Origin of the sequence: Rickettsia endosymbiont of Ceutorhynchus obstrictus (genome assembly GCF_964026565.1) — a bacterium.
Classification (GTDB): Bacteria; Pseudomonadota; Alphaproteobacteria; order Rickettsiales; family Rickettsiaceae; genus Rickettsia.
This window is the reverse complement of record NZ_OZ032162.1, coordinates 565,832-579,998: the sequence shown is the minus strand read 5'-3', so window position 1 is coordinate 579,998 and position 14,167 is coordinate 565,832. Positions and strand designations below refer to the sequence as shown.

Here is a 14,167-nt window from a genome sequence, read left to right as displayed (position 1 = left end):
TAAAACTCTGATATCCTAAGAGGAGCTGTTTCGAATAGCATTCAAGACCTAGGGAAAATTCTGTAGAGTATGTACTTAACTCAGCTAAACAATTTAATTGGTGACCTCATGTCACACGAACGCTACATCATTTTTTGGATCAAGAAATCTTGATAAAGCCATAAATTTTATACTCTCTTAACTTATCTAGTATACTATTTACTGTGATTATCTTATAATCTTCACTATTTTAATTATTTGCTAACATTCTGTTTGGTAAGATTTCATAATTGAAGATTACATTTAGGCAGTGTTTTTCTAATTGCTTTACAAGCTTAGGTATTTTTAAGTAAACAGCTAATGCTAAAAATATCTGTAAAGTTTCAAATGTTGTTTGCCAGATCTTTTCAAGAGACTTAGCTCTAACTGTCTGCATATTATGCAACCTATCAAATAGCTTAATTAATAATAAATCATCCTTCTTTTGCATATATAATATCTTAACCATTTCTACGGCACTAATCTTATAATCTTTCTTAATTCTGGTTAAATCTTCAACTTGATTGGCAATTTTGTGACCAAATTCTTTTATAATAATTTCTTTAGTAAGTAACGTATCTTCAATACAATCATGCAATATACTAGTTACTATAATATCCGTTCTAAATAAATAATCAGAAACCATATAGGCAACTTCTAAAGTATGAGTATAAAATAATTCTCCAGTTTTTCGTTTTTGTCCACTATGATATTTTTTGGCATAGTAAATAGCCTTAGTAACTTGATTAAAATCTATCTTATTTGTTTTATATTTGTTTAGTAGTAAAAGTTTGTGTAATAATCTTTTACTATAATAACAATTTAAAGACTCTTCATACTTATAATTTACTAGATTTTTAACCATATTTTGTCATTCTTTACTATCCTCTCTTAAGTTTAGTTAACTAAACTAATAATAGTCAAGATATTTTTACTACAGCATGGTTACCAGGACTATAGTTTTATAGATAGTTAAGTAAAGTCTTGTAAATTTTACTTTACAAGACATTACTGTTTATTGATTGTTAATAAATAGATATAGGTAATTTTACTGGTATATTACATGTAACAGTTGTACTCTTACCTTCTTCGCTTTCGACGTTAATATCTCCACGCATTTCATGGATAAGTCTTTTAACAAAGGTAAGTCCTAATTTTAATCCTTTATACCCAGTTGCAGAATCAAATTCAGTATTCTTATCTCTAATATATCGCTGTATTTCTTCAGACATACCAATACCTGTATCATGGATAATAAATTGTAACACCCTCTCCTTATTATCTTCTTCTATAGTAGTAGGAAATAAATTTACTGTTACAATAACTTTACCTTCTTCAGTAAATTTAACTGCATTAGCTACTAATTGTTCTAATATTGCCTTTATCCAGTAACTATCGCCAATAATAATTTTGGCTATATCGTACTGAAAATTACAAAAAAGATCTAAACCTTTATCCTTAGCTTCTGGTATAATTTTATTAACAGTATCATTTACTAATTGCTCTAGATCAAAAGCTTGTAGATCTATGGGAACTAATTTGGTATCTTGTTGTAAAAAACTCACTAGATTATGAGAATAATCTAATAGTCCCTTAGCACAATCTATGACAATATTAGATAAGGAGTTCTTCTTATTAGGATCTTTTTCTGCTCCATAAAGTGTCAGCAGCTGTAAGAGCATTTCATTACACGATATATCTAATTTATTACTAATATTTTTAATTAAATCTATCTTAAATATATTAGATTCTTTTAGTTCATGCTTTGCTTTTTGTAATTCTTGCTCTAATTCTTGATGTTTGTCTGTAAAACTATATTCGGAGTCAGATGGCATTAATGTGACAGATATGGGAGATAATTGTAATATCCAAGCTTGCTGCATCATATTTTTAACTTTATTGTGATCTTGTTGTTGATTTGTGTTATTAATTATCATAGCATCTCCTTGCTGTTAAAGTTAAGAAAACAGCTCAGAGGTTAGAATACTAAATTTTGCAGTTTTAACTTAACCTCTGAACCAGAACTGCACCATGCAGCTCATGGTAAGGACAGATATCACCACAATTCTGCGAAGTACAGAGGATTTAAGAGCTTTTTTGACAGATTTTTATACAATTAGGCAAACAGCTGCATAAATGAGACAGACTTAAAATATAATATTTGTTAGCCCTATTCTTTATCAATTATACATAGATAAAAATAACACTAAGTGATGCTATAATAAATACTAAAATCCCTTTGGATATGCTGTTTTTCTCGCATTTAAGCCTATTTTCTGATATAATCTTTAGTAGAAAATAAAGATAAATAACAAATTATGTCAGTAAAGAACTTAGATAAACCACAACCATTCTTGCAATGGGTTGGTGGTAAAAGAAAAATTGCCGATCAATTAATTAAGTTTCTTCCATCAACACTGAATAACTACTATGAACCATTCCTTGGTGGTGGGGCTTTATTTTTTCAAGTTAGAGATAAATTTAAACATTGCTTCCTATCTGATATTAATCTCGAGCTAGTAACGTCCTATAACGCAGTTAAGAAGAATCCAGATAAGGTCAGTAAACTATTAGACTCTCATAAAGAAAAACATTCTAAAGAGCATTATTACCAAGTTAGAAGTAATAATGACAGTAATGACCCAGCGAAGATTACTGCAAGATTTATCTATCTTAATAGATATTCATTTAAAGGCATTTACCGGATTAATATTGATGGCAAACCAGCTCAAAGTTTTTCTGGTAGGAATTATAGTAAATCTGATCTTGCCTTTAGATTAAAACAGTGTAGTCAGCTTTTAGCTGGCACATCTATTTGTGCTATGGATTTTTCTTTCATTGAACCACAACAAGATGATTTTGTTTATTTTGATCCTCCTTATCATAAGTCAGGTGAGAAGTTTTATACCAGATTACCCTTTGATGAAAATGAGCAAACGAGACTTAAAGATTTTGCTACAGAACTCAATGATAAAAATGTTAAAATAATGGTTTCTAATAGTAATACTCCCTTTATTAGAAACTTATACAAAAATTTTAATATTAGTACTATTAAGGTTAAATATTCTATGCCTGAGCACAATAAAATATCTGATGAAGTAGTTATTACAAATTATCAATTACCACAATAGCTTAGTTATATTCAAACTTGATTAATTCAAAGCAATAATCTTGCGTCTTAAAAGCTTCTTCTAGATCTTGCATATGACGATTTCTAACATAGTAATCATTAAAAGCCGTTGTTGATTTAAGGATTACCTTGTTGTTGACTATATCTTCCTCTACCACTACTAATTTACTTAATACCCCAAAATCAATATATTGGTTATAACGTTCAATAAGAAATTTCCTCACTTTATACCATATTGAATGTAAGCGTCTGGTAAAGGCGGTCTATAAAAGCAAAAGGGTTGTAGTATTATTCTATAGTATTAATAACATTAGGAATAATAGTGTGATGAATATTAGAAGGAAGAATATTACAGCGGAACAGAGGGCACAAATAATTAGTGAATCATGTGTTCCAGGGTGCATTATATCACAAGTTGCACGGTCTTATGGAATTTCGGAGAAGACATTATATGGGTGGCGTAGTAGGGGGAAGTTTAGCAGAAGAAAAGCAGAAACATCTAATAATACAGGTAATAAATTTGTAGAATTATTAGTACAAGAAAGAGAGTATACACTATTAAAAAAAGCAGAATTAACCTTTAGTAATTTTTCTTTATTAATTGAGGGCAATATTAGTAGCACAAAGCTCTTGGAGATAGTCAAAATATTGGACGGATCATGTTAGATATAGCTTCAGATAGCAGAATATATCTCTGTACTGGTTATACCGACATGCGTAAGGGTATTAATGGTTTATCGTTACTGGCACAATCAATATTGTCAGATCAGTTTGACAAGAGTGTCTTATTTGTCTTTAGGGGTAAACAGGCTGACAGAATAAAAATATTATGGTGGGATGGGCAAGGTTTTTGTTTATATTATAAATGTCTTGATAGTGGCAAGTTTGTATGGCCCAAGGTTGATAATAAGCAATCTATTGGAATTACTAAGGCCCAGCTAGCAATGTTGATAGAAGCTATTGACTGGCGTAATCCAAGATGGTTTAATAGACCTCAATATGCTGGATAAAGATTAAAATATGATTTTTGACCTTAACAACTTATCTTGTGATGTATCTATATTACATAAAACAATTAAGGTACTATTCGATGAGAATGAGTTATTGAATCAAGAAAACCAATCACTAAGAGAACAGCTAGCGTTACTAAAAGCAAAGAGTTATGGCAAGTCATCAGAAAAGGTAAGTAAGCAAATAGAAGAGCTTGAGCTCAAAATAGAAGAAAATGAGATTATTTTAGGTTTTAAACCTGAGCAAGATAACCTTGGTTCAGATAAGAGTCAAGAGGTTTCAGATAATAAGGATAGCAAGCAGCTAGCAAAGCGGCGGAAATTACCGGATTATTTACCAAGAGAAGATGAGGTATTAAATCCTGCCGAAAAATGTCCCTCCTGTGGTGGAGTAGAATTTCGCAAGATAAGTGATGATATTTCAGAAACGTTAGAATATGTTCCATCATCATTTAAGGTGATACGTCATATAAGACCACGCTGTGCCTGTATTAATTGTGAGAAGATAGTTCAAGCCTATGCCCCATCAAAAGCCATTGACAAAGGTAAGGCTGGAGCTGGGTTATTGGCATATATTCTAGTTCAAAAATATTGCAATCATCTACCGCTCTATCGTCAATCACAAATTTACGATAGAGAAGGCGTGGAGATTTCAAGGACGACAATGGCAAGCTGGGTGGGTCAATGTGCTAGATTGCTAGAGCCGATAGCGGGAGCAATTCAACGATTTGTATTCTCAGGTGCACAAATTCATGGCGATGATACGCCAGTGAAAGTGTTAGCTCCTGGGATTGGTAAAACTAAAACTGGGAGAATATGGAGCTATGTATTAGACGGTAGACCTCATGGAAATAAGTCTCCAGCTGCAGTTTGTTATTTTTATAGTCCTGACCGGAAAGGCACAAGACCGCTTGAGCATTTAAAAGATTTTACAGGAGTTCTACATGCAGATGCTTATACTGGTTATGATCAATTATATATTAATGATGAAAAATCAGCAACCAAGATAGAAGAAGCAGCATGCTGGGCTCATATGCGTCGTAAGTTTTATGAAGTAACAATAGCAAATGATAAAGCCAATATCGCTATTGCCATATTGGAGCAGATTGGTGAAATTTATAGCATCGAAGCTGATATAAGAGGATTAGAACCTGATAAGCGGCTAGAGGAACGACAGAAAAAATCTAAAGTGTTGGTGGAAAAATTGTTTACCGGTTTTAGGAAAGCATATGATCAACTACCCAAAAAAAGCAGTACAGCAAAAGCTATTTCTTATGCTTTAAATAATCAAAAAGCACTGATGAGATTCTTGGATAATGGAAAAATAGAAATCGATAACAATGCCGCAGAGCGTGCTATGAGATCAATTGCCATAGGGCGAAAAAATTGGCTTTTTGCTGGATCAGACAGTGGCGGTCATACTGCCGCTATTATCTATTCCATTATCGAAACTGCTAAGTTAAATAACATCAATCCTTGGAAATATCTGCAAAAAGTTCTTGCAATCATTCAGGATTATAAAGCCAATAAAATTGCAGACCTCCTCCCTTGGAATATTATACTAGATTAAACTTATAAATCTATACCGCCTTTACCAGACGCTTACGAGGAAGATATAGTCAACAAAAAGGTAATCCTTAAATCAACAACGGCTTTTAATGATTACTATATTAGAAATCGTCATATGCAAGATCTAGAAGAAGCTTTTAAGAGTCAAGATTATTGCTTTGAATTAATTAAGTTTGAATATAACTAAGCTATTGTGGTAATTGATAATTTGTAATAACTACTTCATCAGATATTTTATTATGTTCAGGCATGGAATATTTAACCTTAATAGTACTAATATTAAAGTTTTTGTATAAGTTTCTAATAAAAGGAGTGTCACTATTAGAAATCATCATTTTAACATTTTTATCATTGAGTTCTGTAGCAAAATCTTTAAGTCTCGTTTGCTCATTTTCATCAAAGGGTAATCTGGTATAAAATTTCTCACCTGATTTATGATAAGGAGGATCAAAATAAACAAAATCACCTTTTTGTGGTTCAATGAAAGAAAAATCCATAGCATAAATAGATGTGCCAGCTAAAAGCTGACTACACTGTTTTAATCTAAAGGCAAAATCAGATTTACTATAATTCCTACCAGAGAAAGTTTGAGCTGGTTTGCCATCAATATTAATCCGGTAAATGCCTTTAAATGAATATCTATTAAGATAGATAAATCTTGCAGTAATCTTCGCTGGGTCATTACTGTCATTATTACTTCTAACTTGATAATAATGTTCTTTGGAGTGTTTTTCTTTATGGGAGTCTAATAGTTTACTAACCTTATCTGGATTCTTCTTAACCGCATTATAGGACGTCACTAGCTCGAGATTAATATCAGATAGGAAGCAATGTTTAAATTTATCTCTAACTTGAAAAAATAAAGCCCCACCACCAAGGAATGGTTCATAGTAGTTATTTAGTGTTGATGGAAAAAACTTAATTAATTGATCGGCAATTTTTCTTTTACCACCAACCCATTGTAGAAATGGTTGTGTTTTGTTTGAGTTATTTACTGACATGAAATTATTATTCAAATATTTACACTATAATTATAGTATAAAATAGGCTTAAATGCCAGCAAAATGCTGTATTACAAGGGATTTTCAAGGAATTCTTGATGTTTTCTCTAGCATAATTAATGCTAGTTTTGATTTGTGTTTAATAGACAAAGAGCTGAGCTAACACACAATAGAAATTTAGCGGTGTCTCATTTATGCAGCTCTTTGCCTAATGGTGCAAAAATCTGTCAAAAAAGCTCTTAAATCCTCTGTACTTCGTAGAATTGTGGTGATATCTGTCCTTGTGAGAGCTGCATGGTGCAACTCTAGTTCAGAGGTTAAATTCAAATCAACAAAATTTTATCTCTTTAACCTCTGAGCTGTTTTCTTAACTTTAACAGCAAGGAAATGCTATGACAATTAATAATCAAAATCAACCAAAAGATAATCATAATCTTACTAAAACAAATTGGAATCTTCAATTATCTCCCATATCTGTCACATTAATACCATATCAGCAAGAAGAGAATATCATTAACTCGACGATCACAAATTATACTGATATAATTAAATATAAATTAGAATTACAAGAAGCAAATAATAAATTGAAAGAATCTGAGTTATTTAAAAGAGATGTGGTTCAAAATATGGTACATGGATTAAAGATTCCATGTAATGGGATTTTTTCATTAGTAACAGCTCTTTATGAAGTAGAAGATAATCCTGAAAAAAAGGATTATTTAGCTAGTGTGGTAAGTTGTGCTGAAGAATTACTAGATTATTATAACAATATACTTAGTTATCTACAGAATAATTCTGGACTACCTCCTATAGTTTTAAATAAGTTTGATCCAAAACAGTTGGTAAATAAGATTATTGATAAAGCGATGCCAATAGCTCAACGTAAGGGATTAAATTTATCTTGTAATTTTCAGTATGATTTAACAAATGCTATAATTAGTGATACTTATCGAATAGGGGCAATATTAGAGCAGTTAATAGATAATTCTATTAACTTTACTAAAGAAGGTAAAGTTGTGGTAACAGTGAACATGTTTGCTATTAGTCCAGCCGTTTCAGAATCAGAACAACAACACAGAGAAATGGTATTCCAACTTATGGTGCATGATAGTGGTGTTGGTTTGTCTAAAGAAATCAGGCAACATCTTCATGAAAAGATTGATAAATTTGATGTTGCTATGCAATATAAGGGACTTGGATCAGGATTAAGTTTTGTAAAACGTCTAATTGGTGAGCTAAATGGAGAGATTGAAGTAACAAGTGAAAAAGGTAAAAGTACTACTATCGTCTGTAATATACCAATTAAGTTACCTCTTCTTGATGATCTGATTTATGATAAATAATGTTGATACTTATAAGGTTCTGATGATAATACACACACAAATTATCTCTAAAAGTAAAGTTTTGAAAGTGCTCTATTAATTAACAAGTATGATTTTCTTGATTAATGCTATGATTCTTACTACACTTAAATAATATTAGGGATAGATAGATGGCAAAAAATCAAGAAAATCATCAAAAAACTATAGATCCTATTATAGGAAAGTTAAATTTACCTAAAGGTATAGATCTTGAGCTAGACAAAGTAAAAATTATAGATCTATCAAATTGCCGATACAGTAAAAGACTATTAACCAAGATCATTCTTATTAATAAGATTTCTAGACACAAAGTTGATCTTAATAAAATTAAAAAAGCAATTTATTTTGCTAAAAAGTATCATGGCAGGCAAAAGCGAGAAACAGGAGAATTTTATTATTCACATCCTTTAGAAGTAGCATATATGGTTTCTGATTATTTATTTAGAACAGATATCATAGTAACTAGCATATTGCACGATTGTATTGAAGATACGTTACTTACTAAAGAAATGATTATAAAAGAATTTGGTTATAAAATTGCCAATCAGGTTGAAGATTTAACACGAGTTAAAAATGATAAAAAAATTAGTTCAGCAGAAATAGTTAAAATATTATATCAGCAGAAGAAAAAAGAGTTGCTATTAATTAAATTACTTGACCGATTACATAATATACAAACAGTAGGAGCTAAACATCCTAAGAAAGGATGGACAATAATTTTAGAGACTTTACAATTTTTCTTAACTATTGCTACTTATCTCAAGGTACCGAGAGTTGCAGGGCAATTATATACACATTGCTTAAATATAGTTGCAAATTACAAAAAATCAAATTTATATAATAACACAGTACCATTTTTGGGGTGAGGTGTCCCATTTGTCTAGACTAAAAATTAGGAATTATGAGATATATTTGCATTAGACTTCTTTCGAAACTAATTATATTTGAGATTTAAATTATATCTAGCAACTATTAGATTTATCCTAAAAATCAATCTTTCGTGTTAGTGTATTCAGATCTTTTGATCATATTTTAATTTTAAATTTTAGTTTCGAAAGAAGTCTATTATAATTTTACCCAATAATTTTTTATGATCCTGTATTAATTTTCAGCCGGTGCATAATTTGTATCATTTTTCGGCCGGTGTTAACAATTTATGCATTCTGTTGTAAGTAATAATAATATTTTATGGGACTGTTGCGAGATGAAAAATTTTTGATAAAATTATAAAATATATACCCCGAAACCCTGATACTTTCGTTCTAAAATTAGAAAATTTTAAACAAAAATTCATCTCACAACAGTCCCATATATAATAGTAATCCAATGTCTTTTCGAAATCAAGCCGCTACACTTAATGGCCGCAATAGTACAAAATTTTAAGCGGATAATTAAAATTATTTTTTGGCTTTTTTATCCGTTACTATTAAAAATATAAAAATAATTGTAATCTGTATAGGTATCCGTATGCTGTAATGTTATAAAGTATCTACCATACTGCCACTTGGTCCATCATCTCCTATAGTAGTAACTTCTGTTGATGGTTTATGACAGACAATTAATAAGGCTTGCTCTACTATTCCTGATATTTTAGATTTATAAGTTTCGTCTGTTAATTCTTGATATTTAGTACGTAGTAACTTATTAAGATCACTATGCATAGCACTTCCACTTTCCTGTACACATCTGTATTTTTGTGCCTCTATTATGGCATTGGCTAAGACTCTGCATTCATTTATCTTTAATTTTTGATTATTATGGAATTGTTCATGATCTATGGCATTAATAAGACTTTTTAACGTTTGAAAATTATTTTCCATAATATACTCAATTATTAGGTCTTTTTCTGCTTCATAAAATGCAATTTTTGACTGAGCGTTTGTGTTAGGATTATCCTTAATGAGATTTTCTTCTACCCATTTAGTAATAGTTTCAAGGTTGTTATCAATATTACGAATTAAAAATCTTGAATGGCTTTCCTCTAAAACCATTTGTAAATTACTTTTAGGCATACAATATTCTCCTATAATTTTTTGTTATGAAATATATTAGACTTTTTAATTTTATAATTGCTAATTGTGAATTTAGGTACATATTTAATATTATACCTCATAATTATCTATTATAGGTTCAGACGCACCAGTTATATTAATAGATTCATTATATTTTTCATATTCACTATTGATTTGTTTTTTCCAGTGCTTGTCTAGAACTATTGCATTCCCATGGCAATCTTTAGAGTCTTTATAATCATCTTGTACTAAATTTAGAAATGCATCAAATATTTCTTTCATTCCTTCTTGACTATCATTTACCGTACATCCTGTTTTTAACTCTTTGAAAGGAATTAATGAGATTGTGATGTGATTGATAATCTTTTTTTGTAATATATCTTTTATGGTTTTATTCTCCATATTTGAACGAAATATTGCATTATCATTATAACCTTTTCTGGAGTTATATTGTAATTCCCTATACATATTTCCTTCTTGTATTGAATATTTTGCTGTTGTCATACCACTGGCAGAAGGATAGACTGTAATAGTATTATAAGTCTCAGTTTTTTGTCTAGGTGCCAATAATTTCGTTTCTAATGGTTTAAAATCAAATACTGAGTATAGATGTTTTGCGACGTGAAATTGAAAAATGTCACATAAGTTATTATCAAAATCAATTTTTGGATTATATTTTGTCTTAGTAAGGTTTACACCTCCTATTTTAGTACTAAAATTATATTTAGTGTTATATTGCTCTTGATGCTTGTACATTTCTTCGGTTAAATCGCGAGGATCTCGCTTACCAGATACTAAGGTATTTATTATATCTAACGCTTTTGCTGCTCTTTTGACTATGGCTCCCTCATTATTGACAATTCTAATAGATTCATCATATTTCTTTTTAATTTCTGGAAATGGATCTTTGGTAATTTCAGTATGAGTTTTTACAGTATATTTCTGTTGTTCTAATTTTAGTGTTGCTGCTTTTTTTGCCTCATCTTTATTCTTATATACACGGATCTCCTCTAATAAAGAATTTCCTTCTTCAGGGAACGCAGCGTACTTATCCTGATTGAATAGGGTTAATATTATTCTTGCAATTCCTTCACAGGTCATTGTTATAGTATTAAGGTCATTTGGATCTAATATTTCTTCAATAAGATATGCCATACCATGAGTAATATACTTACTAAATTTAGAACTAAAATCTGACTTGGCTTTATCTTTTTCATTTTGAGAAAAATCATTGCAATTTTTAAATTGTGTTATAAATGCATAATCGTATATTAAGTAATATTCTCTGCTGGTAGTAGATAATTTAAAAACTTCTTGTTCTTCAGTTTGTAAACTGGTACTAGTAACTAGTTTTGAATATTGATCATGGGTTAAACATATTCCATCTTTGCTTTTTATTATAGGTTTTACAGTTTCTAGTATATCATTTATATAAGATTTATACCCTTTTGGTTTTTCTGTTGTTGCAATTTTTTCCTTAATAGCTTTTTCTATGAAGGCGTATGGAGTTACATGACGCATTTGTTTTGTTGCACTTCCTAATAGTTTAGGGCGTCCCACTATTAAGATTTGATTATCATTTATATCCTCATTAATTATGATATCTACTAGAGCATCTTCACTCATGTTTATTTTAAATAAATTCTCTAGAAACTTATAAACATACGGTTTATGTTTTTTTATAATATGCGAAGAAGCTATAGGTGTAGAGTGTAATACTTCAGCACTGCTGCCGCTAGGTAAATTTATCGATGAGCCTGAAGATTGAGTGGAGATAATACTCTGCTGACTTATAATACTACTTGATTCCTTTTTACTTTTTTTATCCATAATGCTACATTAAAGTTCTTGCCTTTTCAATGTAAAAACGTTAAAAAAGATTCAAAGCACTATATTATCATTTCTAGTTTTAAAAAGCAATAAACTTTATAATTTCATTTATGGCACTGTTGAAAGAAGAGATAGGTATGGTATAATGAAAAAAAGAAAAAAGAGAGTAGTAGAATGTCCTCGAATCAAATGACAATGGTAAGTCTAAATCAGTTAGTTAATGCAAATCATCAATATCGTAAATTTAAAGAATTATTTGATTTTAAAGTAGCAGCTAAAGAATTAAAAACTATTGAATCCAGAGCTAATTATAAAGGTTATGGAATTTTGCGTCTTTTTAAATGCTTACTGTTACAATTTATGGAAGACTTATCAGATCGTGAACTAGAAAGATATTTAAACGATAGCAATGCAGCTAAGTGGTTCTGTGATTTTGAGCTTACTGAAACTACACCTGACTATAGTGTTTTTAGTAAAGTTCGAACCAAGATAGGTACAAATATGTTATCTAAGATTTTTAGATTATTCAGAGAACAACTACGTTCAAAAGGTTATATGAGTGAAGTATTTACTTTTGTTGACGCAAGCCATTTAATTTCTAAAGCTAGCTTGTGGGAAGAGCGAGATGAAGCTAGAAGGCAAAAATATGAGAAATTGAACAATGAATCTCTGCCGAAAATTGCATATGATAAACAAGCTAGGATTGGCTGCAAAGGTGGCAATAAGTTTTGGTATGGTTACAAGAAACATGTGAGTGTAGATATTCAATCTGGATTGATTAATAAAGTTGCTGTAACTCCTGCTAACGTTACAGATGCAAAAGGTTTAGCCCATGTTTTACCAACTAGCGGAGCGGTATATGCTGATAAAGGTTATTGTGTTGCAACAGCAAAGGTCGTTGCTGCTGGTAGGGGAATTCATCTATGTGCCATCAAGAAAAATAATATGAAAGAGAAGAATTTTGATCTTGACCGATATTATACTTTTATTAGATATCCGTTTGAGAGGGTGTTTTCACAAGAAAATAAGCGACTGCGATATGTAGGTGTATTGCAAAAAATCAATTTACTGAATTTATGAATGCAATATGTTTTAATTTGAAACGCTTAACCATTCTGGCTATGTAAAATTAAGTATCCGGAGTGTTGAAAAAGTATTTCATATACTCATATTCTTTGTATAAACTACCTTAATTCTGATGAATAAATATATAAAATATAACTTTTAGTTTTTTTATTATACAGTATCTAAATCACTCTGTACTTTTTCAACACTCCGTATCTGGCAGAACAAGAAGCTAAAATTTATGAAAAAAATTGCAATCTTTTAAAAACCTCAGAGTTGATGATTTTTTTGTAATTTTTTGGACAAAAGATTTTTTCTTTTTTTGAAATTAGACCAATTTTTTATCTTTCAACGGTCCCTTTATGCAAATTTTGAGGCATGTTAAAGAAGTTATAGTAGTTTATGAGGAAACCCCCAAACTTTTTAATAACAGTTCTCCATCTAATATTAAAAACTGATTTACAACTTGTCATATTTGTATTTAATATAAAACAATAAGATATAGGAAACAATTGATTATAGGATATATTAATATGGAAGAAGTAGATAATCAAACACCACAGAATATTACTTTGTACAAAGATATTATAAGATTGTGGGAGCAAGGATGGGAATATGAAAGTGATAAAAATAACAATAAATGTAAAGAAGCAGAAAAATGTTTTCAAGAAGCAAAAGATAAATTAGATGAAGCATTACAGTTTAATAATGCTGAATATATCAAATTATCTACAATGGTTAAACTTAAAATACAAGGAAACGAATGGTTTAATAAGGGTATTTTTTTAGGAAATGAAGCTAACAATCTTATATTAGAGAATAATACAGCAGTAGGAAATGAAGTAATAAACGTGGCAGTCGAAAAATATAAGGAAGCAGAAAAATGTTTAATTGCAGCACAAAACTACTTTACGCAAGGACAAGAATATAATGAATACTTTAAAAGTTGCTTATATTTAGTGAAAAAAGATTTAAAGATAATGGCTAGTGTTATACAAGATGTAGAAAATATGATGGTTGAAAATTCAGTTGATATCAATATGGTATCGTTAGAACAACAGTTTACTGGAATTCATATTCGTGATACCACTGGTGTTGAGCAGGTAAATCAATGTGTTGATACCACAGGATCAGTTAGTAATGATATGTAAATTAATCAAGATTAGAAAAA

General features: G+C 30.2%; 13 protein-coding genes and 1 pseudogene. 8 read left to right on the top strand and 6 right to left on the bottom strand.

Annotated features, from left to right (window positions below; all coding sequences use genetic code 11):
* Window positions 1–229: 229 nt before the first annotated feature.
* Complete coding sequence (locus AAGD64_RS03395) at window positions 230–883, bottom strand: HD domain-containing protein (protein ID WP_253307399.1); 654 nt, start codon at window positions 881–883, stop codon at window positions 230–232.
* A 160-nt stretch (window positions 884–1,043) separates the two neighbouring features.
* Window positions 1,044–1,955 carry a sensor histidine kinase gene (locus AAGD64_RS03390; RefSeq protein WP_341793868.1) on the bottom strand — a complete coding sequence of 304 codons (912 nt, stop codon included), beginning with the start codon at window positions 1,953–1,955 and terminating at the stop codon, window positions 1,044–1,046.
* Between the two features lie 381 nt (window positions 1,956–2,336).
* On the opposite strand from AAGD64_RS03390, the gene AAGD64_RS03385 reads away from it, so the two are divergent.
* The gene (locus AAGD64_RS03385; protein WP_253307396.1) at window positions 2,337–3,149 is read left to right on the top strand and encodes a DNA adenine methylase; all 813 of its coding nucleotides are present in this window, start codon (window positions 2,337–2,339) and stop codon (window positions 3,147–3,149) included.
* A gap of 1 nt (window position 3,150) precedes the next feature.
* Here the strand turns inward: AAGD64_RS03385 and AAGD64_RS03380 are convergent.
* Window positions 3,151–3,387 (bottom strand): annotated as a pseudogene (locus tag AAGD64_RS03380) (hypothetical protein); the annotation flags it as partial.
* A gap of 88 nt (window positions 3,388–3,475) precedes the next feature.
* Here AAGD64_RS03380 and AAGD64_RS03375 point away from each other — a divergent pair.
* The 3 genes from AAGD64_RS03375 to tnpC are packed head-to-tail and all read left to right on the top strand — an operon-like array spanning window position 3,476 to window position 5,728.
* Complete coding sequence (locus AAGD64_RS03375; protein WP_253310017.1) at window positions 3,476–3,814, top strand: transposase; 339 nt, start codon at window positions 3,476–3,478, stop codon at window positions 3,812–3,814.
* On the top strand, window positions 3,808–4,158 hold the full coding sequence (tnpB, locus tag AAGD64_RS03370; protein ID WP_253307395.1) for an IS66 family insertion sequence element accessory protein TnpB: 351 nt from the start codon (window positions 3,808–3,810) through the stop codon (window positions 4,156–4,158). The genes AAGD64_RS03375 and tnpB overlap by 7 nt, the downstream gene beginning before the upstream one ends.
* A gap of 10 nt (window positions 4,159–4,168) precedes the next feature.
* Entirely contained in the window at window positions 4,169–5,728 is a 1,560-nt protein-coding gene (tnpC, locus tag AAGD64_RS03365) for an IS66 family transposase (RefSeq protein ID WP_341793867.1), read from the top strand.
* A gap of 187 nt (window positions 5,729–5,915) precedes the next feature.
* On the opposite strand, the gene AAGD64_RS03360 is transcribed toward tnpC, so the two are convergent.
* A complete protein-coding gene (locus AAGD64_RS03360) occupies window positions 5,916–6,728 on the bottom strand; it encodes a Dam family site-specific DNA-(adenine-N6)-methyltransferase (protein WP_341794146.1) in 813 nt (270 codons plus the stop codon).
* Between the two features lie 392 nt (window positions 6,729–7,120).
* On the opposite strand from AAGD64_RS03360, the gene AAGD64_RS03355 reads away from it, so the two are divergent.
* Window positions 7,121–8,071, top strand: coding sequence for a HAMP domain-containing sensor histidine kinase (locus tag AAGD64_RS03355; protein WP_341793866.1), 951 nt, complete (start codon window positions 7,121–7,123; stop codon window positions 8,069–8,071).
* A gap of 149 nt (window positions 8,072–8,220) precedes the next feature.
* Complete coding sequence (locus tag AAGD64_RS03350) at window positions 8,221–8,955, top strand: HD domain-containing protein (protein WP_341793865.1); 735 nt, start codon at window positions 8,221–8,223, stop codon at window positions 8,953–8,955.
* A gap of 612 nt (window positions 8,956–9,567) precedes the next feature.
* Here the strand turns inward: AAGD64_RS03350 and AAGD64_RS03345 are convergent.
* A complete protein-coding gene (locus AAGD64_RS03345) occupies window positions 9,568–10,101 on the bottom strand; it encodes a hypothetical protein (protein ID WP_341793864.1) in 534 nt (177 codons plus the stop codon).
* Window positions 10,102–10,191: 90 nt separating this feature from the next.
* Window positions 10,192–11,931, bottom strand: a complete 1,740-nt coding sequence (locus AAGD64_RS03340; RefSeq protein ID WP_341793863.1) for a hypothetical protein — start codon at window positions 11,929–11,931, stop codon at window positions 10,192–10,194.
* A gap of 189 nt (window positions 11,932–12,120) precedes the next feature.
* Here AAGD64_RS03340 and AAGD64_RS03335 point away from each other — a divergent pair, with 189 nt between their 5' ends.
* Together AAGD64_RS03335 and AAGD64_RS03330 are read left to right on the top strand one after the other, a co-directional pair.
* On the top strand, window positions 12,121–13,011 hold the full coding sequence (locus AAGD64_RS03335) for a transposase (RefSeq protein WP_341793862.1): 891 nt from the start codon (window positions 12,121–12,123) through the stop codon (window positions 13,009–13,011).
* Window positions 13,012–13,529: 518 nt separating this feature from the next.
* Complete coding sequence (locus AAGD64_RS03330; protein WP_341793861.1) at window positions 13,530–14,147, top strand: hypothetical protein; 618 nt, start codon at window positions 13,530–13,532, stop codon at window positions 14,145–14,147.
* Window positions 14,148–14,167 lie beyond the last annotated feature (20 nt).